This window comes from Brevibacterium sp. HMSC063G07 (assembly GCF_001810665.1).
In the GTDB taxonomy this organism is placed as follows: Bacteria; Actinomycetota; Actinomycetes; order Actinomycetales; family Brevibacteriaceae; genus Brevibacterium.
This window is the reverse complement of sequence record NZ_KV802321.1, coordinates 472,934-497,501: the sequence shown is the minus strand read 5'-3', so window position 1 is coordinate 497,501 and position 24,568 is coordinate 472,934. Positions and strand designations below refer to the sequence as shown.

The window sequence follows — 24,568 nt, the reverse complement described above, 5'->3', positions numbered from 1 at the left end:
CCCCGGGCGCGAGGTGCCGCTGAGCTTGGCGGGTGCTCGGCGCCATTTCTCAACTACAGTAATCGGACGGGGCCCGCTGAGCGGGCCGGAAGCTGAGAGGGGAAGCTATGAGTCAACTGCGCGCGGTTGTGACAGGAGCGAGTTCGGGAATCGGAGCTTCGACCGTGGAGAAGCTCACAGAACTCGGCTGGAGCGTTGTCGCCCTGGCCCGTCGCGAAGATCGCCTGCGAGAGCTGGCTGCGAAGACCGGGTGTGACTATCAGGTCTGCGATGTAGCCGACGGCGCTTCGGTTGTTGCCGCGGCTGAGAGAATCACTGCCGAAGGCCCAGTGCACGCCCTGGTGGCCAATGCCGGTCTGGCTATCGGCAACGACTGGGTCGAAAACGCCTCACCGGACAGCTGGGCGCAGGAGTACAACATCAACGTGCTCGGCATTCTGCGCAGCGTGCGTGCGTTCCTGCCGGCCCTGGAAGCAAGCGGGCGCGGGGACATCCTGCTCATGGGCTCGACCGCCGGGCTCATCCAGTACGAAGGCGGTGGAGGCTACGTAGCATCTAAGCACGGCGTTCATGCGGTGGCAGGCACTCTGCGACTCGAGCTGGCCGGTCGTCCGGTTCGGGTGATGGAGATCGCGCCGGGCATGGTCGCAACACCGGAGTTCTCACTGAAGCGAATGGGTTCGCAGGAAGCCGCCGACACCGTCTACGAAGGCGTAGAGAACCCGCTGACGGAAGACGACATCGCCGATGCCGTCGTGTGGAGCCTGACCCGACCGCATCACGTCAATGTCGACCTCATGGTGCTGCGGCCGATCGCCCAGGCAGCTCAGCACAAGGTGGCGCGCAACGCAGGGCTGTGAGCGACTTCGGCAGCATTCGCAGTGGGGTAAGATCAGACCTGCGTTGATCCGGCTATCACCGGGGAGCATCCGGAAGAAAAGCCTGCACAGCTCAGGCGAGCTTCGCCTCGTGAGCTTCAGGCCCAGTAGAACCGGACGGGTGGGCCCGTCACAGCCTTTGAGCGATCCGCGTCAGCGGATAAGCGGGGTGGTACCGCGGCAGCCTTCGGGCAGTCGTCCTCGCACGGATGAAACCGTAAACGGGTTCGGTGCCGCCGGACCCGCGAATAAAGGACGCTCATGACTGAGAACATCTATCCCAAGCAGACGACCTCTGCTTTCGGCATGTCCTCCAGCCCGGACTTCCCGGCCCTGGAAAAGGACGTTCTGAAGTTCTGGAACGACAACAGCATCTTCCAGGAATCCATTGACAACCGCGATGCCGGCAAAAACGGCGAAAACGAATTCGTCTTCTACGACGGCCCTCCCTTCGCCAACGGTCTGCCGCACTACGGGCACTTGCTGACCAGCTACGTCAAAGACGTCGTACCGCGCTACCAGACCATGCGGGGCAAGCGCGTGGAGCGCCGCTTCGGCTGGGACACCCACGGGCTGCCCGCTGAGCTTGAGGCCATGCGCCAGCTGGGGCTGAAGACCAAAGACGAAATCCTTGACATGGGCATTGACAAGTTCAATGCCGCAGCCCGGGAATCGGTGCTCAAATACACCGACGAATGGGAAGAGTACGTCGGTCGCATGGGCCGCTGGGTGGACTTTGAAAACGACTACAAGACGCTCAACCCCACGTTTATGGAGTCCGTCCTGTGGGTCTTCAAGACGCTCTACGACAAGGGACTGATCTACGAGGGCTTCCGAGTTCTGCCCTACTGCTGGTCAGACGAAACCCCGCTGTCGAACCACGAACTGCGCATGGACGACGACGTTTACAAAGACCGGCAGGACCCGGCTGTCACCGTCGGTCTTCGCTGCACGTCCGGCCCACTGGCCGACTCGACGCTGAAAGACGCCCGCTTCCTCATCTGGACGACCACTCCGTGGACGCTTCCGTCTAACCTCGCGGTCGTCGTCGGAGCGGACATCGACTACTTCGTCGTCGAATCCGACGGGCCCACCGGCAGCACGCAGCGCTACGTCATCGCCAAGGAGCGCCTGGCCGCATACGCCCGCGAACTCGGCGAAGAGCCGACGGTTGTTGCCGAACTCAAAGGCTCTGACCTGCTGGGTCACACCTACGCTCCGCCGTTTGGCTACTTTGCCGACCACGACAACGCTTTCCGCATCCTCGACGGCGACTTCGTCACCACGAGTGACGGTACGGGACTCGTGCACACCGCAGGCGCCTTCGGTGAGGACGACTACGTTGTCACGCAAGCCGCGGGAATCGAAGCTGTCATGCCCGTGGGCCCCGACGGACGCTTCACCGCCCCGGCAGTCGACTACGTCGGCGATCTTGTCTTCGACGCCAACCCCAAGATCATCCGCCACCTCAAAAAGGCCACGGCCGGTGAAGGCGACACCGGCTCCGTCACCGACGGCACCGTCCTGGTGCGCCACGAAACCTACAACCACTCGTATCCGCACTGCTGGCGATGCCGCAATCCGCTCATCTATAAGGGCGTGTCCTCGTGGTTTGTCAGCGTCACCGAGTTCAAAGACCGGATGCTTGCCAACAACGAGCTGATCAACTGGGTGCCTGACAACGTCAAGCACGGTCAGTTCGGAAAATGGCTGGAAAACGCTCGCGACTGGTCGATCACGCGCAACCGCTTCTGGGGCAGCCCCGTGCCGGTGTGGAAGTCGGACAACCCCGACTACCCCCGCATTGACGTCTACGGCAGCTTCGAGGAGATTGAACGCGACTTCGGCCGTCTGCCGCTGAACCACGACGGCCAACCGGACCTGCACCGACCCTTCATCGACGAGCTGACCCGGCCCAACCCGGACGATCCGACCGGCAAGTCCACCATGCGCCGCGTGGAGGACATCCTCGACGTGTGGTTCGACTCCGGTTCCATGCCCTACGGACAGGTGCACTACCCGTTTGACAACAAGGAATGGTTCGACAACCACTACCCGGCGGACTTCATCGTCGAGTACATCGGGCAGACCCGCGGGTGGTTCTACACGCTGCACATTCTGGCGTCTGCGCTGTTCGACAAGCCCGCATTCCGCGATGTCATCTGCCACGGCATCGTCCTGGGTTCCGACGGCAACAAGATGTCGAAGTCGCTGCGCAACTACCCGGACGTCAACGAAGTGTTCGAGCGCGATGGATCCGACGCCATGCGCTGGTTCCTCATGTCCAGCCCCGTGCTGCGCGGCGGTAACCTCATCGTCACCGAGCAGGGCATCCGCGACTCCGTACGCCAGATCATCCTGCCGGCGTGGAATGCCTGGCACTTCTTCGCCACGTACTCCAACACGGCAGATGCTCCAGGTGAAACACCCGCCGAAGGGAAATCCGGTTCCGGCTACCGGGCAGGCCACCGCTATCAGTCCTCGCAAGTGCTCGACCAGTACCTGCTGGCGAAGACACGCGACTTCATCGACAGCTTCGCCAAGCACATGGACGAGTACGATCTGTGGAGTGCCTGCGGGCTGTTCCGCGAACACCTGGACATGCTCACCAACTGGTACGTCCGCCGCTCCCGGCGCCGCTTCTGGGAAGGAACGGAGCAGACACACGAAACCTTCGATGTCTTCTACACCTGCTTCGAGGCGTTCCTCAAGGTTGCCGCTCCGCTGCTGCCGTTCACGATCGAAGAGATCTATCGCGGTCTGACGGGCGAACGCTCGGTCCACCTGGCTGACTACCCGGACAGCTCGCTGTTCGAAGCCAATCCTGAACTGGTCAGGGCAATGGACCTCACCCGGTCGATCTGCTCGGTCGGTTCGAGCCTGCGCAAGGCGGAAAAGCTGCGCGTGCGCCTGCCCCTGGCCCGCCTGACCGTCGCCACAGATGTTGAGCTGGGCGAAGAATTCACGTCGATCATCGCCGACGAACTCAATGTTCGCGAAGTCGTCGTCATGCCTGTTGAAAAGGCAGAAGAGGCAGGCTTCAAACTCGAACAGAAGCTCACCGTCAACGCCCGTGCGGCCGGCCCGCGCCTGGGCAAGAACGTCCAGGCCGCCATCAAGGGCTCCAAGTCCGGCGACTGGTCGGTCAGCGACGGCATCGTCACCGCCGGGGGCATTGAGCTGCAGGAAGGCGAATACACCCTCGAGGACGTCGCTGAATCCGGTCACGACGGCATTGTTCTGGCGCCCACGGAATCGGGCTTCGTGGCACTCGACACGGTTGTGACTGACGAACTGCGGGAAGAAGGCCAGGCGCGCGACACCATCCGCGCCATCCAGAGCGCCCGCAAGGAACTCGACCTGCACGTCTCAGACCGCATCGATGTGACAGTCAGCGTTCCAGCCGAAGCCGCGGAAGCGCTCAGCGGCTACAGCGACCTCATTGCGAAGGAAACCCTGGCCGAAACCCTGCGGATCACCCAGGAGCCGCTCGGCGAAGGACAGGTGTTTCAAGCCGCTGAGCTCGCCGAAGGTGCCGCCGTTCGCGTGGAGAAGCACGCATGACGAATCCCGAACCGACGGGCCTGCAGCTGGCCGAAGCCGCGCTGCAGGCCCGGGCGGGCGAAACCGAGATCGAACTGCGCCTGGACGCCACCCTGCGGGCGTGCCAGCTGCTCGGCGACATCCACCGGGCAGCCCCGGTCATCATGGTCGCCGGAACAAACGGCAAAACCTCAACGGTCCGCATGGTCGATGCGCTGCTGAGCGCACACGATCTGCGCGTCGGCCGGTTCTCCAGCCCCCACCTGCACTCCGTCACAGAGCGGATCGCAGTCGACGGCGCCCCGGTTGCCGACGACGAATTCGTGCGAGTATTCGGCGAAATCCGCCCGTTTCTCGACATCGTCGACGCCGAACTGACAGGAGACGGGCGACCGACGCTCACATATTTTGAAGCGCTGACCGTGCTCGCGTTCGCCGTATTCGCTGACGCCCCCGTCGACGTCTTCGTGCTCGAGGTCGGGATGGGCGGTCAATGGGACTCAACCAATGTGGCTGACGCCGACGTCTGCGGCTTCACCCACATCAGCCTGGATCACCAGGCGTTCCTCGGAGACACCCTGACCGAAATCGCCGCCGCAAAGGCCGGGATCCTCGACAGGACGCAGGACGACAGCCCAGCGCCGACGCCCTCGGTTGTCATCGGCAGCCAGGACGACGAGGCGGCAGCCGAGCTCGAACGTCAGCTGGCCGACCGCGGGCTCACCGGGCGCTGGTTCGGCCGCGAGTTCGAAGTCCTCGAAGCCAAACAGGCCGTTGACGGACAGCTTTTCACCATGCGCGGGGCCTATGACGTCTACAGCGATCTGTTCCTACCGCTGCTGGGCCGCCACCAGGTCGACAACGCCGCCGCTGCAGTCGCAATCGTCGAACAGTTCCTCGGCACGGAGGACAAACCTCTGAACACGGACACGATCGGCACCGGGCTGAGCACCGTCACATCGCCGGGTCGCATGGAGGTTATGCGCTCCGATCCGACGATCGTCGTCGACGGCGCCCACAACCCAGACGCTGCAGAAGCTCTGAGGGAAGCGCTGGCAGACTCCTTCGATTTCTCGGACGTCGTAGCCGTCGTCGCAGTGTACGAAGACAAAGACGTGCACGGGCTTTTGGAGCACATCTACCGCACCGCGGGCAGGATCGTCGTGTCGCAGGCCCAGAGCCCCCGCGCGCTGAGCTCCCACAAGCTCGCGCAGGCCGCTGAAGAATGGTGGGACCCGGACGATGTCATCCGAACCGACAACCTCAACGACGCGCTCATGCGTGCCGTTGACCTTGCGCTTGATGACCCTGAGCGCAGCACGGGAATTGTTGTGACCGGTTCGCTGTCAACCGTTGCCGAGGCCCGCACCCTGCTGGGCCGAAAGGATGCTCAATGACGCAGGAGACCCCTGCTGAACTTCCACAGCTTCCGCTGAAGTCGAAGCTGCCGATTCTCGGTGGGACCGTTCTCATTTCCGAGGCGATCATCGTCTACTTCGCCCTGCTGGTCGGCTACGGGCTTCAGCCGCTGCCGTTCGGCTGGCTTGTTGCAGGGGCCGTGGTGCTCGGCGCTCTGTGCATCACCGCGACGGTGACCTTGCCGAAGAAGGCCGGCCAGAAAGGCCTCGGGATTGCGCTGGGGTGGATGATTCAGCTGCTCATACTGGCAAGCGGTATTGTTTTGGGCGGTCTTGCCGTCGTCGCAGCCGTCTTCGGCACCATGTGGGCCGTCGGCGTGTACTGGGGCCGGCGGATTGACCGCGAAGCCACCGCCTACGTCAAACAGGCCTATAGCGCGGGTACGCCCGCTGCACCCGGAGATCAGGAGAAAGAGGAATGATGAAGGAACGCACACTCGTACTTGTCAAGCCCGATGGCGTTGAACGCGGCCTCGTCGGTGAAGTCATCGCTCGGCTGGAGAAGAAGGGCTACGAGATCAGCGCCATGAAGATGGTTCGCGCTGACCACTCCATGCTCAGCCGTCATTACGAAGAACACGAGGGCAAGCCGTTCTACGAACCGCTGCTGGAGTACATGGGCAGCGGATCTGCGGTTGCGATCGTCGTCACCGGCGAAGAGGTGATCGAAGCCTTCCGGGTGATGGCCGGAACCACCAACCCGACAACCGCGGCGCCCGGTTCAATTCGCGGTGACTTCGGCCGTTCCTGGGGCGAGGGTGTTGTTAAGAACATTGTCCACGGATCGGATTCGACCTTGTCGGCAGAACGCGAAATCAAGATCTGGTTCCCCGAGCTCGGCTGACTTTCCAGACCAGAAGAAGCCGACCTCCACCTCGTGATGCGAGGGCCTCGTCATACGAGGCGGAGGTCGGCTTCTTCTGTTGGGCCGCGGTCCGTTCGGGATTGTCTGCAGACCCGACGGACCAGACGAACCCCTCTGTTCAGACGAGGCTGGAGAAGAACGTCCAGAACTTCGCGACGATGCTCAGGTAGATCAGCGTAAGTGCCGCGGCGGACAGGAGAACAGCGTGGGAGGCAAAGACCTGCACCGCGGGGGAGTTCTGGACAGCCGTTCCAAAGCCTCCCGTGAGTGCTAGGTGTCCGGCGGTGATGAACCACATCGGAATGACAACCGTCCACACGACGATGCACCACGGGCAGCCGATCCCGATGACGAAGATCGAGCTGACGAAGAGGAAGATGACGAGTGCGACACCGCCGGTGAGGCCGGTGAGCAGACCGACCATGACCCAGCGGGGGATATCGGTGCGGCTGATGAGCAGCACGCCCAGCAGGAGCGGGAAGATGAACGCGGCGATGCCGATGAGCTGATTGGGAAAGCCGAACAGCTGCGCCTGCCAGAAGTTCATCACGGAGCCGCAGGAGAAAAACGGGTTGAAGTCACAGGAAAGGACATGCCCGGGATTTTCGAGCTTTTTGATTTTCTCAATCGACAGGTCCAACGATGCGATCAGCCCGATGACGGCTGTCACCACGAGGAAGATTCCAAAGGGCCTCCCGCGGCTGAACCACGGGGACGGTACGGAGAGCTCTTCTGTCTGCACACTGGTTCCTGATGTCATAGAAACATCATCCACCGCATGAGCCGACCGGTCGAATCGAGGACGGCCCAGCAGGGTTCACGCGTCGGATTCAGCACTGTCCCGGGCGCACTGTGACATAATGATCTGCAGAGCTCCGGCAGAGCAACCGCGCCGGATGTGCTTCCACCTCTCCGAAGGACTTCGGCCAGGTTCAAGATGAAGCCCGGGCCACCGCGCTGAGCATTCGCGCGAGCCCACGACAGCTCACAGACTTTTGCGTTTCAGACACAGGACATGATCCCGGTCGCGGCTGTTGCACCGCTTGATCGGGACGGGAGTTTTCAATGAGTGACACAGTGGATCCCACAGAGGGAATCCTTTCCGATCTCGAACAGCTGCGTCAGCAGTCTCAGGGCCGCCAAGCCGATGCGGACGATGACGACAGTCGCCGCGCACAGCTTTTGGAATCAATAGCCGACAAAGCGGGACAGAAGCGCGGTGCGGAGAATCGTGCCGACAGTCAGCCGGAAGCGGCAGCAGCCCCGGGCAGTGTCCACGGGGACGTCGATGAAGACGAGGGCGACTCTGATCACGCGCAGGTGCACGGTGACGAGGACACCGCGCACAATGATGAAGACGCGGAGGACGGTGCTGGCGAAACCGCATTCGCTCGCGGACTGTTCTCCAACGCCGCCAAACCGGAGGTCGCCGGTCTGCCGGTGAGCGCCGATTCCGCGGAAGTGCAGGCCGCGCCGTCTTTCTCAGCGCAGACGTCTGACAATGGCGATGGCGCCGAGGCGGTGCCGGTCAGCGCTCCCTCAGGTGGGGCGCTGCTGTTCCAGCAGCCGAAGGCCGAACTGGGCGTCCAGGTGGATCCCGATTGGGAGCCTGAAGACTACGACGATTCGGAAGACGCACAGGACTCCGAGGGCTCTGACTCTGATGACAGTTCCCACGATGACAGTCATGACGGCGGACGCGAAGGCGGACGGCGCCGACGTCGGCGCGGTGGTCGCGGCCGTCGTTCGAAGTCGCGCGATGACAGCGATGACAACGACGATTCCCACGACGACTCCGCAGGTTCTGGTGGCTCCGGTTCTGAAGGCCGCGGCACTCGCCGCAGCCGAGACGACCGTAAACACAGTGACGACAGCGAACACGACGGGCGCGAATCGTCATCCGATGACAGCGATGATGACAATGATGGCGACAGCAGGCGCTCGCGGCGCCGCACGCGACGCCGCGAGCGCAGCAGCCGTCGCGCCTCGTCGCTGGAAAGCGAAGTGACCGGCATCCGCGGATCCTCTCGCGTAGAAGCCAAGCGCCAGCGCCGTCGGGAAGGTCGTGCCGCCGGACGCCGCCGCCCTGTCATCACGGAAGCCGAATTCCTCGCCCGCCGAGAATCGGTTGAGCGCGCGATGATCGTGCGCGAAAAAGACGGCCGAACCCAGCTGGTTGTGACTGAAGACGGCATTGCCGTTGAGCACTATCTTTCGGAGAAGCGGCAGCAGAGTTCGCTGATCGGCAATGTCTACCTCGGGCGCGTGCAGAACGTGCTGCCCAGCATGGAGGCTGCGTTCGTCGACATCGGGAAGGGCCGCAACGCCGTTCTGTACGCTGGCGAAGTCAACTGGGATGCCCTCGGCATGGACGGCAAACCCCGTCGCATTGAAGTCGCCCTCAACCCCGGCGACCCAGTGCTCGTCCAGGTGACAAAGGACCCTGTCGGGCACAAGGGTGCACGCTTAACAGCGCAGATCTCTCTGCCCGGGCGGTTCCTCGTGTACGTTCCCGGCAACCAGATGACCGGCATTTCGCGCAAACTTCCCGACAGCGAGCGCAGCCGTCTGAAGACGATCCTGAAAGAAGCCGTCCCCGACGGCTCTGGCGTCATTGTGCGCACAGCCGCCGAAGGCGCCTCGGAAGATGACCTGCGGCAGGACATTGAGCGCCTGCACAAGCGCTGGGAGACGATCGAGGGCAAATCGAGTTCGAACAAGGTGCGCGCCCCCGAACTCCTCTACAGCGAACCGGACATGATGGTGCGCATCATCCGCGATGTCTTCAACGAAGACTTCACCGAGCTCGTGATCGACGGCAACCGCATGTGGGACGTCATCACCGAATACGTCGAATCGGTCGCACCTGACCTGCGGGACCGTGTGTCGCGCTACGAGGGTGACGATGACATCTTCGAGCACTACCGCGTCTCCGAGCAGATCGACAAAGCGCTCAACCGCAAGGTCAATCTGCCCTCCGGCGGTTCTCTCGTGATTGACCGCACGGAAGCGATGACCGTCATCGACGTCAACACAGGAAAGTTCACCGGCTCCGGCGGATCCCTCGAAGAGACCGTCACCAAGAACAACCTCGAAGCGGCCGAAGAAGTCATCCGCCAGCTGCGCCTGCGCGACATCGGCGGCATCATCGTCGTCGACTTCATCGATATGGTTCTGGAGTCCAACCGCGACCTCGTGGTTCGCCGCCTCGTCGAGTGCTTGGGCCGCGACCGTACCAAGCACCAGGTTGCCGAAGTGACATCACTGGGGCTGGTGCAGATGACTCGCAAGCGCATCGGCACAGGCTTGGCTGAGGGGCTTGCCGCAGCCGGAGAAGACCTCTCCGGCCGTGGCCTCATGCTGCCCGGCACCGAACCGGACCACTCCGGACGTCAGTACAAGTCGCGCCGGAAGGGCCGGGACAACAAGGACACCGCGCACAGCTCCAACGGCAGCTCAGGTGGCAAACAGCAGTCAGAAGAAGACGAAAAGCGCAGCCGGGAATCCCAGAAGGCCATGGCTGCCATCGCCAAGGCGACCATCAGGGACCACGACGAATCCGAAGTCCCCGCAGAAGCAGACGAAACCGCAGTCGCGCACAGCGAAACGGCTGAGGCAGCGCATGACAACCCGGACAATGGGAACGCGGAATCCGCGAAGACACACGGCGACAGCGCTGAGGCAGCTGAGCCGGGTGAGCGCCGTACGCGGCGTCGTCGCGGCACCCGCGGAGGCGGCCGGCGCATCAAATCCGCAGAAGCGTCCGAAAGCGCTGAATTCGGTGCCGATGGGCAGACGGGTTCGGACAGCAGCTCCGGAAAAGACCGGGGCAGCGAAGCAAAGGCAGGCGCTGCGGCGGGCGGGCAGGCTGAGGACATCAGCATGCCGACACCGGAATCGGAGGGTCTGCTCATGATCGGAGGCGGCTCCCAGACGCGCATCCAAAAGGCCGTCCAGAAGCCCGAACCCAAAGTCGAGCCCGCTGCCAAGAAACCGACCCCGGCCGAGCCAGAGGCGCTGACAGAGCCGAAGCCGCCGATCCTCATCATCGGCCAGGACTGACCCGTGACGGGGATCCTGCAGTCGGATATGACCGGCGGGATGCGCCGACTGGCCGCCCTGCTCGGCATCGACGGCGAAAGCGATGTCGCGGGTCGGCCGCTGTCCGACGATCAGCTGGTCTCTGCTCTGCAGACTCTGGGCTTCACCGCTGAGGACAGCGGCGAACTGCAGATTCTCATAGATCGCGAATCCCGCCGGCAGTGGCTTTCCGCCCTGCCGGCGGCAGTGCTTGCGCAAACCGGCCAGCCCGTGACAATACCAGTGCGCACATCGGATCCAGCATCAGCGCGGGTTTCGATCGTTGGCGCCTCGGACCTGCACGCAGCCGCGAGGCTGGCTCCGACGATTACCGGAACTCACACCGTGACGGTCGGCGGCGCCTCGGAGGTCAGGCACGAGTACATTGCGACCGCACCAGCGCAGGAACCGGGTATTGCCGAAGTCCGATGCGAAGCAGCCGGCACCGTCAGCCGAGCACCTCTCATTGTGAGTGAACCGGCTGTGCAGCCCAGCGCGCGCGGTTTCCGTCTCCACCTGGCCTCAGCCCGTATGAGCCGTTCGTGGGGCGTGGGCGATTTCGCTGATCTCAGGGACATCGCGGTACAGGCCGCCGAGGTCGGCGCCGAATCCATTGTGACTGCCCCGGTGACCGCCTCTTCTGGGTACAGCCCCTTTGACGTGGAGAGCCGATGCGCCCTTGATCCGCTGTACATCAGCATCACCGACACCCCGGAGTACGCAACCGCGCAGAGCGCGACCCGTCAGGCAGTGCGGGCGCTCGGCATCGATCTGCTGGAAAGCTCATCGCGCAACGAGCCGATGAACCCGCAGCTGGTGCGCGATCGCAAACTCCGGTCGCTCTTGGCGCTGTACGAAGTTCCCGTGCGAACCAGCAGACAGGCTGAATTCGCCCGCTTCTGCGCTCAAGCCGGTCCCGGCCTGCGCGGTTGGGCCGTCTATCGGGCCATGCTGATGGATGCCTCGGTACCCGCGTCATCAGGTTCGCGCGAAGTCCACATATTCAAGGAAGAGCGCGAAGACCTCATCGACTTCTGGCTGTGGGTGCAGTTCATAGCCCGCGAACAGTTCACTGCGGCCGTCTCAGCTCCGACACGGCTCGGTTATGGACTGCGCGTCGCGGTGCAGGTGCCGCAAGCCGGACACGTGGACGCCTGGGCTCTGCCCCAGACAGTCATCAGTCTGGACGAAGGCCAGCGCCCCTGGATGCGAGGAGTATTCGCCGATGCAGTCGCTGCGGGCTCGGCGATTGACGCCCTTGCCGACACCGTATTCCTGCTGGCCGGGGCTGATCTCTCAGCGGGGGATGACTGTGAGTGCGTTCCGGGTGGCGATGCCGACATCCCGATCACCGAACCGGCTGTGCCCGCAATAATGGGTGCGCTTGCCAACAGATACGGCGGGCGCGGCGTGCTCGACGGACCGCTGGGCGAGTTCGCTGCGATCATGGGCGACAGCAGACCGCGAGGTGAACTTCCCTGGCGAGTTCCCGTGTGTGAAAACGGCAGAAAGCCCATCACTTCGCGTTCGCTGGCTGAACATCTCAAACGGTGGGGCGCGTCCGCCGGTACCATTGGCTCCCATGACGGAGATTCCTGACGAACTGCGGCAGCTGCGAGCCAGCATTGACAACCTCGATGCCGTGCTCATCCACATCATGGCCGAGCGTTTCAAACTCACTGAGAAAGTCGGCCATCTCAAAGCCGCCGCCGACCTTCCGCCGGCCGACCCCGAACGCGAACGCGGGCAGCTGGAGCGCTTGCGCGCACTTGCTGAGGCCAGCGGACTGGACCCAGAATTCGCAGAAGAGCTTCTCGCCTTCACCGTCGCCCACGTCATCCGCCGACACCAGCGGATTGCCGAGCAGGAAGCACACCACTGACTTTGACTTTTGGGTGCCGCGGAGATTATAATTACAGGTCGGTGCAATCGCATCACGGCTGACTTTTCCTCCTAATGGGCTCCGTGCCAAGGGAAGGTTGCCGATACGTATGTGAGTGGAGCGCAAAGCCGCTTGCAGCAAAGCAGAAGGGGACTGTCTATGGTCTACGCCATTGTCCGCGTCGGTGGTCACCAGGAAAAGGTGTCTGTCGGCGATGTCATCACCGTCAACCGGATCAAAGCCGAAGCCGGAGACTCTGTCGATCTTGACGTCGTTCTCCACGTGGACGGCGACACCGTGACCCACGCCCCGGAAGACGTGGCCAAGCTCAAGGTCAGCGCTGAAGTCGTCGACGAGCTCCGCGGCCCCAAGATCGTCATCCAGAAGTACAAGAACAAGACCGGCTACAAGCGTCGTCAGGGCCACCGTCAGGAGCTCACGCGCCTGAAGATCACCGGTATCAAGTAAGCAGAACCCAGGAGTACTGAACTATGGCAACAAAGAAGGGTGCGAGCTCTACTCGCAACGGTCGTGATTCCAACGCCAAGCGCCTGGGTGTCAAGCGCTTCGGCGGTCAGCTGGTGAACAACGGCGAAATCCTCGTCCGCCAGCGCGGAACCAAGTTCCACCCCGGCGTCAACGTCGGACGCGGCGGCGACGACACACTGTTCGCGCTTGCTGCGGGAACGGTGGAATTCGGCCAGAAGCGCGGCCGCAAGACGGTCAGCGTCATTGCTGAATAACAGAGTTTAGAATTGTGGGGCGAGTCGCGACGCGGCTCGCCCCACAATCATTAGAAAGGGAAGGCCGTGGCTGTCGAGTTCGTCGATCGCGTGACTCTTTTCCTCGCCGCCGGAAACGGTGGTGACGGCTGCACCTCTGTGCGCCGCGAGAAATTCAAGCCGCTGGGCGGGCCTGACGGCGGCAACGGGGGAGACGGCGGGGACATCGTCTTCCAAGTCGACCCGCAGACCACGACACTTCTGAGCTACCACCGATCGCCGCACATCAAGGCGGACAACGGTGCCGCCGGTTCTGGGGATCTGCGGCACGGAGCAAAGGCCGGTGATCGCATCGTCCCGGTTCCCAATGGCACGGTTGTGAAGAACCGCGATGGCGAAATCCTGGCTGACCTCGTTGGTTCGGGTGCTCGCTTTGTCGCCGCCTCGGGCGGTCGCGGGGGTCTGGGCAATGCGGCTCTGGCTTCGACTAAGCGCAAAGCTCCCGGCTTTCACCTGCTGGGCACGCCCGGCGAAGAAGCCGACGTCGTCCTCGAACTCAAAACTGTCGCAGACATCGCGCTTGTCGGCTATCCCTCTGCCGGGAAGTCCAGTCTCATTGCTGCACTTTCTGCTGCGAAGCCCAAGATCGCCGACTACCCGTTCACCACGTTGGTGCCCAACCTGGGCGTGGTGCAGGCGGGCAGCACGCGCTTTACCGTTGCGGACGTGCCCGGGCTCATCCCTGGCGCGGCTCAGGGTAAGGGGCTCGGCTTGGACTTCCTGCGGCACATTGAACGATGCGCCGCTATCGTGCACGTCATCGACATGGCAACGTGGGAAGCGGAGCGCGATCCCGTCACCGACCTCAAGACAATCGAAGCCGAACTGGCCGCCTATGAAGTCGATGTCGACTCCAGCGGCGAGCTGCTGCCGCTGACTCAGCGGCCGACGCTGGTTGCACTGAACAAAACCGACATTCCCGACGGCAAAGACCTCGCTGACATTGTGCGCGCAGAGCTGAACGAAGCGGGCTACCGCACTTTCGACATTTCCGCTGTTTCCCACGAAGGGCTGAAAGAGCTGTCCTTTGCTATGGCCGAGATCGTGCTTGAAGAACGCGCCAGGCGAGCAGAGCTTGACGAAGAGCCCGCCCGGCAGATCATCCGACCCGCGGCGGTCGACCGCGCGGGGTCGTTCACCATCACGCCTGAAAACGGCCCCGAAGGGCCTGTCTACCGGGTCCGCGGCGATAAGCCCGAACGCTGGATTCTGCAGACTGACTTCACCAACGACGAAGCCATCGGCTACCTGGGCGACCGCCTGCAGCGGCTCGGGGTCGAAGACGAACTTGTCAAACAGGGCGCACACCCCGGCGACACGATTGTCATCGGCCCAGCCGAAAACGCCGTCGTGTTCGACTGGGACCCCACGCTGCTCGGTGGGGGAGAGCCCCTGGGCAAGCGCGGCAGCGATTCGCGCCTGGAAGAGAACCGCCGAGCTTCGCGTGCTGAGCGCAAAGCCGCGTTCCATGAGCGTATGGACGCGAAAGCCGCCGCACGTGCAGAACTGGAAGCAGAGCGGCTGGCGGAGAAAAGCCAGCGGGAGGCTGAATAGCCGGTGACTGATGCAGCCGCAGTGCGCGACTCCGTCCGTCGTGCCGAAACAATCGTCGTCAAGGTCGGTTCATCGTCGATTACTGATGAACGGGGACTCAATCGCGATCGGCTCGTCGAACTGACGGAGATCATCGGCAAGCTGCACGACGACGGCAAGAACGTCATTCTCGTAACCTCCGGGGCGGTCGCAACAGGACTTGGTCCCATGCCAATCGATCAGCGCCCTTCGGACCTCCCGACCCTGCAGGCAGCGGCCGCTGTCGGCCAGAGTCTGCTCATGACCGCCTATACGGAAGAGCTCGCAGCGCACGCAGTGGTGACGGCACAGGTTCTCCTGACAGTCGATGACATGGTGCGCCGCTCCACGTATCGCAATGCCCAGAACACCATCAACCGTCTTCTGGCGATGAACATTCTGCCGATTGTGAACGAAAACGACGCTGTGGCAACGGACGAACTTCGCTTCGGAGACAACGACAGGCTTGCCGCTCTCGTCGCGCAGATGGCTCACGCCGAAGCGCTCGTTCTGCTGTCCGATGTGCCGTCCCTGCTGTCGGCACCCCCGGAAGACCCGTCGGCGGTGCGGATACCGTTCGTCGCCGGTCCTGACGACCTCTCCTCGCTCACAATAGGTGGCAGCGGCAGTGCTGTCGGCACAGGAGGCATGGCGACAAAAGTCCAGGCGGCAGTGATCGCAGCAGATTCAGGCATCCCCAGCGTCCTCACGTCCTTCGACCTTGCCGTCTCCGCGGTTCGCGGTCAGGACGTCGGAACGTACTTTGGTCCCACCCATTCCAGACGGCAGACACGGCTGCTGTGGCTTGCACACCTTGCTGAGCCCGCCGGATCCATTCGCGTTGACGCTGGTGCAGCGAAAGCCCTCACCGAGGGCGGAAGCTCTCTGCTTGCCGCGGGTGTTGTGGATGTGTCCGGCCGCTTTGAAGCGGGGGAGCCAGTGGACATCGTCGACCCGCGCGGCACTCGACTGGCCCGCGGTCTTCCAAACTTCAGTGCGGACGAACTCCCTCAGATGTTCGGCCTGAGCAAAAGTGAACTCGGTCGCCGCTTCGGCGTATCGTTCCAAAGAGAAGTCGTTCACCGAAACGACATGATGTTGACAAAGAACGGGACAGTGTGACATGACGGAAACCCCTGAGATCGACCGCAAAACTGAGCGGGCAGTCACCCGCGTCGCCGCGGCCGCCAAGAATGCCTCGGCTGTTGTGTCGACCGCGTCTACAGCAGACAAGAACGCGGCCCTCGAAGCGATAGCCCGGATCTTGGAAGACAACATCGACGATATCGTCGCGGCAAGTGCGGAAGACATCGAAACGGGGAAGAAGCGCGGCTTGTCCGATTCGCTGCTTGACCGGCTTGAACTGAACGAGCAGCGGGTGCGCAGCATTGCCGCAGCTGTTCGGCACGTGATCGGTCTGTCGGACCCGGTCGGCAGCTTGATCAGCGGTCGAACTCTGCCGAACGGCATTGAGCTCATGCAGAAGCGCGTTCCCATGGGCGTGATCGGCGCGATCTACGAAGCTCGGCCCAATGTCACGGTCGACATTGCGGCTCTGGCAATCAAAGCGGGCAATGCGGTGGTCCTGCGCGGAGGTTCGGCCGCGATTTCTGCCAATACCCTCCTCGTGGAACTGCTGCGCAGAGCGGTGGCTTCGGCGGGGCTGCCGAAAGACACAGTCTCGAGTATTGACTCGTGGGGCCGTGACGGCGCCGCGGTGCTGATGAAAGCACGCGACTACGTCGACCTGCTCATTCCGCGGGGTGGTCCCGATCTCATCCAGCGGGTCGTGCACGACTCGATCGTGCCAGTCATCGAAACCGGCGCCGGGAACACTCACATGTTCATTGACTCGTCGGCGGGTGTGCGCATGGCCTCTGACCTGGTCCTCAACGCGAAAACCCACCGACCGAGCGTGTGCAATGCCCTGGAGACGCTGTTGGTGCACGAAAAGGCCGCCCGTCGTGTGCTTCCGAAGATCCTGTATCGCCTGAACGAGGCGGGGGTTGCCATCCACGGCGGCTCTGATGTCGCCGAATGCGCGCCAGAGGGCGTCCGGATCCGCCGCGTCACCCGGCGCGACTGGGCAAAGGAATATCACGACCTCGAGATCGCCGTGCGCATTGTGGCCGACGTCGACGAGGCGATCGAGCACATCCGGGCCTATTCAACCGGTCACACCGACGTCATCGTCACAAACACGATCGCCAATGCCGATGTCTTCGTTGACGCAATCGACTCCGCTGTCGTCGGAGTCAATGTGTCTACCAGATTCACTGACGGCGGTGAGTTCGGTTTGGGAGCAGAGGTCGGAATCTCTACGCAGAAGCTCCATGCCCGTGGGCCCATGGGCATTGCGGAGCTCACCACCTCTAAGTGGGTCATGCGCGGTTCGGGGCAGATTCGCAGCTGACCCCGACACGCCGAGCGGCACCGCGTGCCAACGGGTAAAGTGGTGCCCAAACAGACCCTGTACACCTACCTATAGGAGAAAAAGTGAACGAGATTCTCATTACCGCTGCAGAACACGCGCACGAAGGGGCCGAACTTCCCATGGAGCCCATCTGGTACGGAGTGACCGCTCTGAGCATCCTGTTGTTCACGGGCATCATCGCCCTCAGTTGGAAGGGCATCTCCTACCGCCACTGATGATGAACCACGAAGCGCGCAGGGTCGGGGTGATGGGCGGTACATTTGACCCCATCCACAACGGCCACCTGGTCGCCGCCAGCGAAGTGGCGGCACGGTTCGGGTTGGACGAAGTGATCTTCGTCCCCACTGGCCGCCCGTGGCAGAAGACCGGCCGAAACGTCAGCGATGCCGAGCACCGCTACCTCATGACCGTGATTGCCACGGCGTCCAACCCGCGCTTCACCGTTTCCCGTGTTGACGTTGATCGTCCAGGAAACACCTACACCATCGACACGCTGCGCGATCTCGCTGAGAAGCTCGGTGAAGGCACCGAGATGTTCTTCATTACGGGAGCCGATGCACTTGCACAGATCCTGTCATGGAAAGAAGTCGACGAGCTTTTCGAACTTGCCCATTTCGTCGGCGTCAGTCGGCCGGGCCACGAACTGTCGTCAGAGGGTCTGCCCAAGGACGGCGTGAGCCTCTTGCAGATTCCCGCTCTGGCAATCTCGTCAACTGACTGTCGCGACCGGGTTCGTGACGATTTCCCGGTGTGGTACCTCGTTCCCGATGGCGTCGTGCAGTACATTGCAAAACACAACCTCTACAGGAGCGAAATTGGCTGAGCAGTACCTAACCCGACGCGAACGGCGAGAAGCCGAACGTCGTGCCGCGGAAGCTGAAGCTGCTGCACAGCACTCTGCGGAAGTCCCAGATGACGACTATAGTAGCGATTATCAGGCTCCTGCCAAGCTGACCGTCAAACCGCAGGCGTCCGCTGCCTCAGAGACTCCCTACTCCGAACGTGAATCGAATTGGCGGGCGGGCGGCAGCACGCCCACCACCGGCACGGCGCCCGCACGCAGCGAGGCTCCGTCTCTTCCAGAGGCTCGCTTCGGCCAGCACGAAGATCAGCACTTCCAAACGCGCGCCGAGCGCCGCCAGTACATGATCGATCACGGGCTGAACCCCACACCGGTCTATGCAGATCAGGACGATGCTGATCAGGGCCTGCGGACTAACACCTCATCATTTGCAGAACCGGCGGCACAGCCGCAGCCGGGCGCATACTCTGACAAAGGTTCGGCTCCCGTGGTGAGGACGACCCCCGCGTCGGTCGCACCGTCTAGTCCAGCGGTCACTCGGGCCTACGCGCCGAGCTCCAGTGCAGAAGCTCACCGGCTTGGCGAAACAGCTCCGAAGATTTCCGGAGCTGTTGACAGGGCCAACGAAAGCCCGAAGGCCGACGACTGGGTGGCGCGCAGGCAGGCAGCGAGCAAGCCGCGCGAACGCCGCGCACCGGTAGTCAAGCCCACCAATCCGGGAATCACCGTCGTATCGGCCGCGTCGGCTCCGACTGCTGGCTCCGCGACCAAGGACATCGCGAATCTCGGCACCAGCACACTCGGCACCAGCACACGGGTCAACTACCAGCCGTCGACTGAAAAACAGCAGCCGAGCCCTGACTTCCGCAACGAGGCTTCGGGTCCTGCGACAATGCCGCTTGAATCGGTGAAGATCTCGCCGGAAGAAAGCCAAACTCTGCAGGCAGACGAAGGCGAAGAGGTCGACAACCCGCCGGTTGGACCCATGAAAGCCCGCGATGTCACATACGGAGACGGAGAAATCCTCGTCGGCGACCGCCCCTCTGTGCTTCCCTATATTGTCCTCGGGGTCGGCGGCCTTGTGGCCATCGTCCTGATCATCGTCGCCCTCATCATGCTCTTCTGAACAGAAAGGTCACAGTGCCCGCAACTGACACGGCAAAAGAGCTGGCCCGCACGGCAGCTCAAGCAGCATCCGACCGACTCGCAGCCGATATCACCGCAATCGACGTCGCAGACAATCTGGTGCTCACAGATGCCTTTGTCATCGCATCAGCATCGAACGAGCGGCAGGTCCACGCTGTCGTTGACAACATCGAAGAGCAGCTGTTGCGCAAGCACCAGGTCAAGCCGATTCGGCGCGAGGGCACGGGAGAGAATCGTTGGGTGCTTGTCGACTACGGTGACATCACTGTGCATGTCTTCCACGAAGACGACAGGGAATACTACGGTCTCGACAAACTGTGGGGCGACTGCGAAGCTATTGAACTCCCCGAATTCGAAGCCCAGCCTTCACAGTGATCCGCTGCGCGTGTGCGCACGCGGGCCCGGCCTTACAGGGCAGTGCCGTGTGCGACGCACCTTCGGCAGCCTCTGATGCTTTGAGATCGGCGGTTTCATGAAATTCCTGTTGGTGTGTGACTACGACCTGGATTATGTGGGCGGCGCGCAGACAGCCTTTGTTGCGCAGGCCAAAGCCCTGCACGACGCCGGGCACAGCGTGGCTGTTATGGCACCGCGTGCACGGCTGGTGGCAGATCTGCCCTCCGTTGAAGTCATAAACCCGCCGGGCACTGTTCGCGTTCCCGGCGCGGGACTGCCGGTCTTTCGCTTCGGCCGGGGGTTGGAGCGCTGGATGCGGCGCACACTGGCAGCAGCCGCACCGGACGCGGTTGTTGTGCATTCGGAATTCGGTCTTGCCGCGGCAGCGGTCACAACTGCCTCGGCGATGGGGATAGTCACCCTGCACACGGTGCACACCTTTTTTTGGCGTGCACCGAAAGCCGCTGGTCCGGCCGCACCTGCCCTGCGCGGTCTCTACAGACTCTTCACTCGGCAGAAGGCCCCACGTGCGAAACTTTCCGACCGTCCAGCTGATTCAGCGCTGCGGTCGATGACGCTGGCCATGGCTCGACGTGCTGATGTTGTGCTCTCGCCGTCAGGACATCAGGCTCAGAAGCTGCGTGCCGCGGGCGCGCAGAACGTTGTGGTCCTGTCAAATGCGTCCAAGCGAACAGCTCAACCGCAGCCGCTGCCTCGTTCAGTTCCGCTGCGTCTGGCATGGATTGGTCGCTTTGCCCCCGAAAAGCGGTTGGAAGTTGCGCTGGAAGCCATGCAGATTCTTTTGGATCGGCAGGTGCCGGTTCTGTTGGAAATCGCCGGTGGTGACCTGGCTCGGCACCCGGTAAACGTTCGGTGCATCGGCTCGATCCCTCAAGAACAGGTCGAGCAGCTTCTGCTGCGCAGTCACCTGGCTGTGCAGACTTCACTGGGCTTTGACAACCAGCCGATGGTCATGGTCGAAGCCTGTGCCGCATCTCGCGGAATTGTTGTGAGTGATCCTGTTCTTGCGGAGGAATTTGCAGACGCGGCGGTCCTCGCCTCTTCGACGGATGCCGCGGGACTGGCTGCCACTCTCGAAGCTCTGACCGCTGACTGGGCGGCAGTCACGGCCGCTTCGTGCGCGGCGGGGGAGCGGGCGGCAGAATCGGCCCCCACAGCCCATGCGCGGAAGCTCGCCGCGATCGTCACCGCCGAACGCAAGAGGCAGTCTCGCCTGGGCGCTTGAACACGGTCTCGAATGAAGGGGGTCAGCGACGGTGAAACCCTTCCCGAAGACCGGTGTTTGTCCTGGCCGGGTTGGTGATGGAGTTCCCCCGCCGCTAGGATGTCTCTGACCTTTACCGATTCGCCGATGATGAAAGGCGCCCACGTGGAACTCGCATCGACACTTGGCCTGTTGGGTGCGGTTGTTGTTCTCGTACCGCTGATCACGCGGATCTTAGGACGCAATTCCGGCTGGTTCATCGGCGCGGCGTACATAGCCGCCGCGGTTGTCTTCACTCCGGCCGCAGCCGCGGTCTTGGCCGGGAAGACCCCGTCGTGGTCCGTTGCCTGGGTTCCGTCGTTGGGCGCTCGTGCCGCGCTGCAGGCTGATGGGCTCGGCGTCATCTTCACCTATATCGCGCTTATCATCGGCGCGGTCGTGCTGTTCTATTCAACTCGCTACTTCCCGCCGGGGCGCACTACAAGCTTCTACTGGCTGATGGCGACATTCACTTTCGCCATGGTGGGCCTCGTCCTGGCAGATGACCTCTTCCTGCTGTTCGTGTGCTGGGAAGTCACGTCGTTGGCCTCGTTCATGCTGATTGCCCGTTCGGGTCCCGCTGCGTGGGCGCCGTCTCTGCGCACCATGTTCATGACTTTCTTCGGTGGGGTGCTGCTGCTGGCTGCGGTCGCGCTCATCGCTATGGCAACCGGCACCACCTCGGTGTCTGAGGCTTTGACCTCCAGCGCGTGGATCAATGTTCCGTGGCTTGCCCCGACGGCGGCTGTTTTGGTGGCGGTCGCAGCGTTCACCAAGTCCGCTCAGTTCCCGTTCCACGCCTGGCTGCCCGATGCGATGGCGGCCGCCACACCGGTGAGCGCCTATCTGCATGCCGCCGCCGTGGTGAAGGCCGGTATCTTCCTGCTGTTTCGCTTTTCACCCGCGTTCCACGATGTTCTCGTGTGGAATGTTCTGCTCACCACGGTGGGCCTTGTCACGGTGGCGGTAGGCGGCTGGCTGGCGCTGACGCAGGACGATGTCAAGAAGCTCATGGCGTTTTCCACAGTCAGCCAGTTGGGACTCATTGTGGCGGCAGTGGGTGTTGGCACCCCGCTTGCACTGACCGCCGGCCTGCTGCACGTTGTTGCCCATGCGCTGTTCAAGTCCGGCCTGTTCATGATGGTCGGCGTCATCGACCACATCGGACACACCAGGGTCTTCGGCTCAATCCCGAAGCTTGTGCGCATCGCTCCTTTCAGCTTCGCCGTCACCGCTGTCGGTGCGGCTTCCATGGCCGGCATTCCGCCGCTGATGGGCTTTGTGTCTAAAGAAGCGATCTTCACCGGTCTTCTCTCCGCGGGGTCTGCCGCGGGTGTGGCGGCACTTGTCGCGGCGGCTCTCGCATCGATTTTCACTATCGCCTACTGCGTGCGGGTTGTCTTCGGCGCGTTCATTGACGGGCCGGAAGCTGACAAGTCCGAGCTCAGCTCGTCTGATCCCATCATGTTCACTTTTGCGGCCTTGCCGATTCTCGTATCGGTGCCGCTCGTGTTCTCGCTGGGCAGTCTCGAAACGCTCCTCACTCCCGGTGTGGCCTCTGCCCTGGGCGCTCCCGCGGATGTTCACCTGTCCATGTGGCACGGTTTCAACCTTGAACTCGCAGCCAGCATCGTCATCATCATCGCGGGCCTTGTTGTCATAGCGTTCCGCAGCAGAGTGTTCGCTGCTTTCGCCAAATCGGGTCCGCCCATTACGACAGCCCAGGTTCTGCGCGGCATTCAGGGAGTCTTCCGTCGCTGCGGTGTTGCTCTGAACCGACTTGTCGGCTCTGAACGAGCCCTGCCGCACATCACCGCTTCGTTTACGCTCGTTGCCGTCATCGTCTACGGCGGCGCGATCGCCGTGTATGCCACCGGGGGAGTGCCGCCCCTGCAGAAGAACCTCAACCGCACGATGGACGTCGTCCTCATGCTCGTCATCGGGTTCGCGGTTCTGTCGGTCTGCATGGCCCGTTCGCGTCTGACGGCCACCATCTCGCTTTCAGCAGTCGGCATTCTTGCCACAGTGCAGCTCATGGCCCTTGGAGCTCCCGATGTCACGCTGACGCAGCTGCTCGTTGAAGCGATGACGATCATCGTGTTCATGCTTGTTCTGCAGAAGCTGCCCAAGACTTTTTGGCGCTACCCTAAGCGCAAGCAGTTCAGTCGTGCGGTATTCGCAGTGATCATCGGCGGCGCTATGGGGCTCGTGACGTTCCTTGTGTCAGGCCGGCGCGAACGCTCCGAGATCGCCATGAAGTATCTGCACGAAGCTCCTGAGATCTCCGGCGGGGACAACATCGTCAATACCATCCTCGTGGAGTTCCGCGCGCTGGACACGCTGGGCGAACTCACGGTGCTCGGCATGGCGGGCATTGCGATTGTCGCCGTCATGTCATCGGTTCGCGACCGCTACATTGACCCGCCGGCGTCTGAAATCGCAGAAGTTCCGCGCAAACCGTGGGTCGCCGTCCGGCCCAAGGGAACCGTCGCCCACCGTGCAGTATTCGAAGCCTGGCCCAATCTCGTTGCGCTGCGTTTGACGTTCAAGTTTGCAGCACCGATTCTCGCTATCACTTCGTTCATCATCTTCATGCGCGGCCACAACGAGCCCGGCGGAGGCTTCATTGCCGCGCTGGTCGGTTCGGCCATCATCGGGCTTGCCTACATGGCGACCTCGGGCGACCGCGCAATCGGACCGCCGCGTCTGCCGCTGTACCTCATCGGCGGCGGCATCATGACTGCTGTGCTGACCGGCTTCCTCAACCTGGGCATGACCGGTTCGTTCCTCGAGCCGGCCCACGGATACTTCGCCGGGCAGCACTGGACCACATCGATCATCTTCGACGTGGGCGTCTACCTGGCCGTGGTCGGACTGATTCTCGTGTCGTTCAACCTGCTCGGAACCTCCGATTCGGCCTTTACGCCTGCTGGCTCGGACATCCTCGCCGGTGGGCGCATGCACCGCGATGTCGACTTCGAGCGCACCCGCGAACGCACCGATGAAATGGTCCACGGTGAGCTTTCCGGTCCGCTTGAGGCAGTTCGCGCACAGAGGCCGACAGCCGCGCAGCGTCTGCGGGGCGGAAGGCGCCTGGGAATCGCCGAACAGAAGAAAACAGACCAGAAGAACGGAGGCCGACAGTGATTCTTTCGATCACCATCGGAATCCTGACCGCCGGCGGAGTCTATCTCATGCTGCAGCGGTCGATGGTGCGGGCCGTCTTCGGTTTGGCGATGGTCTCCCACGCCGCGAACTTCGCACTGCTTGCCTCCGGTGTATCGGCTTGGCGTCACGAACCACTGGGCGGTCGCTCCCTTCCGGCTGATGCGGCCGACCCTCTGCCGCAGGCGTTTGTGCTCACAGCCATTGTCATCACCCTGGCCGTTACTATCTTTATGCTCGCCCTGGCAGTTCTTGGACACGATGATGACCAGAAGGTGTTTCCCGAAACCGGTGAAATCCGCGAGGGCGATGTTTCTGAGGACGAACTGCTGAGCGACTCA

20 protein-coding genes and 1 pseudogene are annotated in these 24,568 nt (G+C 62.6%); 20 read left to right on the top strand and 1 reads right to left on the bottom strand.

Going from position 1 to position 24,568, the window contains the following annotated elements; all coding sequences use genetic code 11:
* The first annotated feature begins 107 nt into the window (after positions 1–107).
* The 5 genes from HMPREF2757_RS02335 (at position 108) to ndk (ending at position 6,683) form a co-directional block, all read left to right on the top strand.
* Positions 108–860, top strand: a complete 753-nt coding sequence (locus HMPREF2757_RS02335; protein ID WP_070572955.1) for an SDR family oxidoreductase — start codon at positions 108–110, stop codon at positions 858–860.
* A gap of 279 nt (positions 861–1,139) precedes the next feature.
* A complete protein-coding gene (gene ileS / locus HMPREF2757_RS02330) occupies positions 1,140–4,442 on the top strand; it encodes an isoleucine--tRNA ligase (protein ID WP_070572953.1) in 3,303 nt (1,100 codons plus the stop codon).
* Positions 4,439–5,818: a bifunctional folylpolyglutamate synthase/dihydrofolate synthase gene (locus tag HMPREF2757_RS02325; protein ID WP_070572951.1), complete on the top strand. Its 1,380-nt coding sequence runs from the start codon at positions 4,439–4,441 to the stop codon at positions 5,816–5,818. The genes ileS and HMPREF2757_RS02325 overlap by 4 nt, the downstream gene beginning before the upstream one ends.
* On the top strand, positions 5,815–6,261 hold the full coding sequence (locus HMPREF2757_RS02320) for a DUF4233 domain-containing protein (RefSeq protein WP_070572949.1): 447 nt from the start codon (positions 5,815–5,817) through the stop codon (positions 6,259–6,261). Before HMPREF2757_RS02325 ends, HMPREF2757_RS02320 begins: the two co-directional genes overlap by 4 nt.
* A complete protein-coding gene (ndk, locus tag HMPREF2757_RS02315; RefSeq protein ID WP_070573043.1) occupies positions 6,261–6,683 on the top strand; it encodes a nucleoside-diphosphate kinase in 423 nt (140 codons plus the stop codon). The genes HMPREF2757_RS02320 and ndk overlap by 1 nt, the downstream gene beginning before the upstream one ends.
* A gap of 139 nt (positions 6,684–6,822) precedes the next feature.
* On the opposite strand, the gene HMPREF2757_RS02310 is transcribed toward ndk, so the two are convergent.
* Positions 6,823–7,464, bottom strand: a complete 642-nt coding sequence (locus tag HMPREF2757_RS02310) for a vitamin K epoxide reductase family protein (protein WP_070572947.1) — start codon at positions 7,462–7,464, stop codon at positions 6,823–6,825.
* Between the two features lie 305 nt (positions 7,465–7,769).
* Between HMPREF2757_RS02310 and HMPREF2757_RS02305 the strand changes: the two genes are divergently transcribed.
* The 15 genes and pseudogenes from HMPREF2757_RS02305 to HMPREF2757_RS02240 form a co-directional block, all read left to right on the top strand.
* On the top strand, positions 7,770–10,766 hold the full coding sequence (locus HMPREF2757_RS02305; RefSeq protein ID WP_070572945.1) for an Rne/Rng family ribonuclease: 2,997 nt from the start codon (positions 7,770–7,772) through the stop codon (positions 10,764–10,766).
* A 3-nt stretch (positions 10,767–10,769) separates the two neighbouring features.
* Entirely contained in the window at positions 10,770–12,383 is a 1,614-nt protein-coding gene (locus HMPREF2757_RS02300; RefSeq protein ID WP_070572944.1) for a 4-alpha-glucanotransferase, read from the top strand.
* On the top strand, positions 12,367–12,666 hold the full coding sequence (locus tag HMPREF2757_RS02295) for a chorismate mutase (protein ID WP_070572942.1): 300 nt from the start codon (positions 12,367–12,369) through the stop codon (positions 12,664–12,666). Before HMPREF2757_RS02300 ends, HMPREF2757_RS02295 begins: the two co-directional genes overlap by 17 nt.
* A gap of 159 nt (positions 12,667–12,825) precedes the next feature.
* Entirely contained in the window at positions 12,826–13,134 is a 309-nt protein-coding gene (rplU, locus tag HMPREF2757_RS02290; RefSeq protein ID WP_019175393.1) for a 50S ribosomal protein L21, read from the top strand.
* 23 nt (positions 13,135–13,157) lie between these two features.
* Positions 13,158–13,409 (top strand): 50S ribosomal protein L27, encoded by a 252-nt coding sequence (gene rpmA, locus HMPREF2757_RS02285; protein WP_019175392.1) that lies wholly within the window; start codon positions 13,158–13,160, stop codon positions 13,407–13,409.
* A 66-nt stretch (positions 13,410–13,475) separates the two neighbouring features.
* On the top strand, positions 13,476–15,002 hold the full coding sequence (gene obgE / locus HMPREF2757_RS02280) for a GTPase ObgE (RefSeq protein WP_070572940.1): 1,527 nt from the start codon (positions 13,476–13,478) through the stop codon (positions 15,000–15,002).
* Positions 15,003–15,005: 3 nt separating this feature from the next.
* The gene (gene proB, locus HMPREF2757_RS02275) at positions 15,006–16,142 is read left to right on the top strand and encodes a glutamate 5-kinase (protein WP_070572938.1); all 1,137 of its coding nucleotides are present in this window, start codon (positions 15,006–15,008) and stop codon (positions 16,140–16,142) included.
* Position 16,143: 1 nt separating this feature from the next.
* On the top strand, positions 16,144–17,433 hold the full coding sequence (locus HMPREF2757_RS02270; protein ID WP_070572936.1) for a glutamate-5-semialdehyde dehydrogenase: 1,290 nt from the start codon (positions 16,144–16,146) through the stop codon (positions 17,431–17,433).
* Between the two features lie 83 nt (positions 17,434–17,516).
* Entirely contained in the window at positions 17,517–17,669 is a 153-nt protein-coding gene (locus HMPREF2757_RS11830; RefSeq protein WP_176745864.1) for a hypothetical protein, read from the top strand.
* A complete protein-coding gene (nadD, locus tag HMPREF2757_RS02265) occupies positions 17,669–18,277 on the top strand; it encodes a nicotinate-nucleotide adenylyltransferase (protein ID WP_370919374.1) in 609 nt (202 codons plus the stop codon). Before HMPREF2757_RS11830 ends, nadD begins: the two co-directional genes overlap by 1 nt.
* A complete protein-coding gene (locus HMPREF2757_RS02260; protein ID WP_070572934.1) occupies positions 18,270–19,382 on the top strand; it encodes a hypothetical protein in 1,113 nt (370 codons plus the stop codon). The genes nadD and HMPREF2757_RS02260 overlap by 8 nt, the downstream gene beginning before the upstream one ends.
* 14 nt (positions 19,383–19,396) lie before the next feature.
* Positions 19,397–19,777 (top strand): ribosome silencing factor, encoded by a 381-nt coding sequence (gene rsfS, locus HMPREF2757_RS02255; protein ID WP_070572933.1) that lies wholly within the window; start codon positions 19,397–19,399, stop codon positions 19,775–19,777.
* Positions 19,778–19,874: 97 nt separating this feature from the next.
* Positions 19,875–21,044, top strand: coding sequence for a glycosyltransferase family 4 protein (locus tag HMPREF2757_RS02250; protein WP_070572931.1), 1,170 nt, complete (start codon positions 19,875–19,877; stop codon positions 21,042–21,044).
* A 99-nt stretch (positions 21,045–21,143) separates the two neighbouring features.
* Entirely contained in the window at positions 21,144–24,209 is a 3,066-nt protein-coding gene (locus HMPREF2757_RS02245) for a DUF4040 family protein (RefSeq protein WP_070572929.1), read from the top strand.
* Positions 24,206–24,532 (top strand): annotated as a pseudogene (locus HMPREF2757_RS02240) (sodium:proton antiporter); the annotation flags it as partial. The gene HMPREF2757_RS02245 and the pseudogene HMPREF2757_RS02240, both read left to right, overlap by 4 nt.
* Positions 24,533–24,568: the final 36 nt, after the last annotated feature.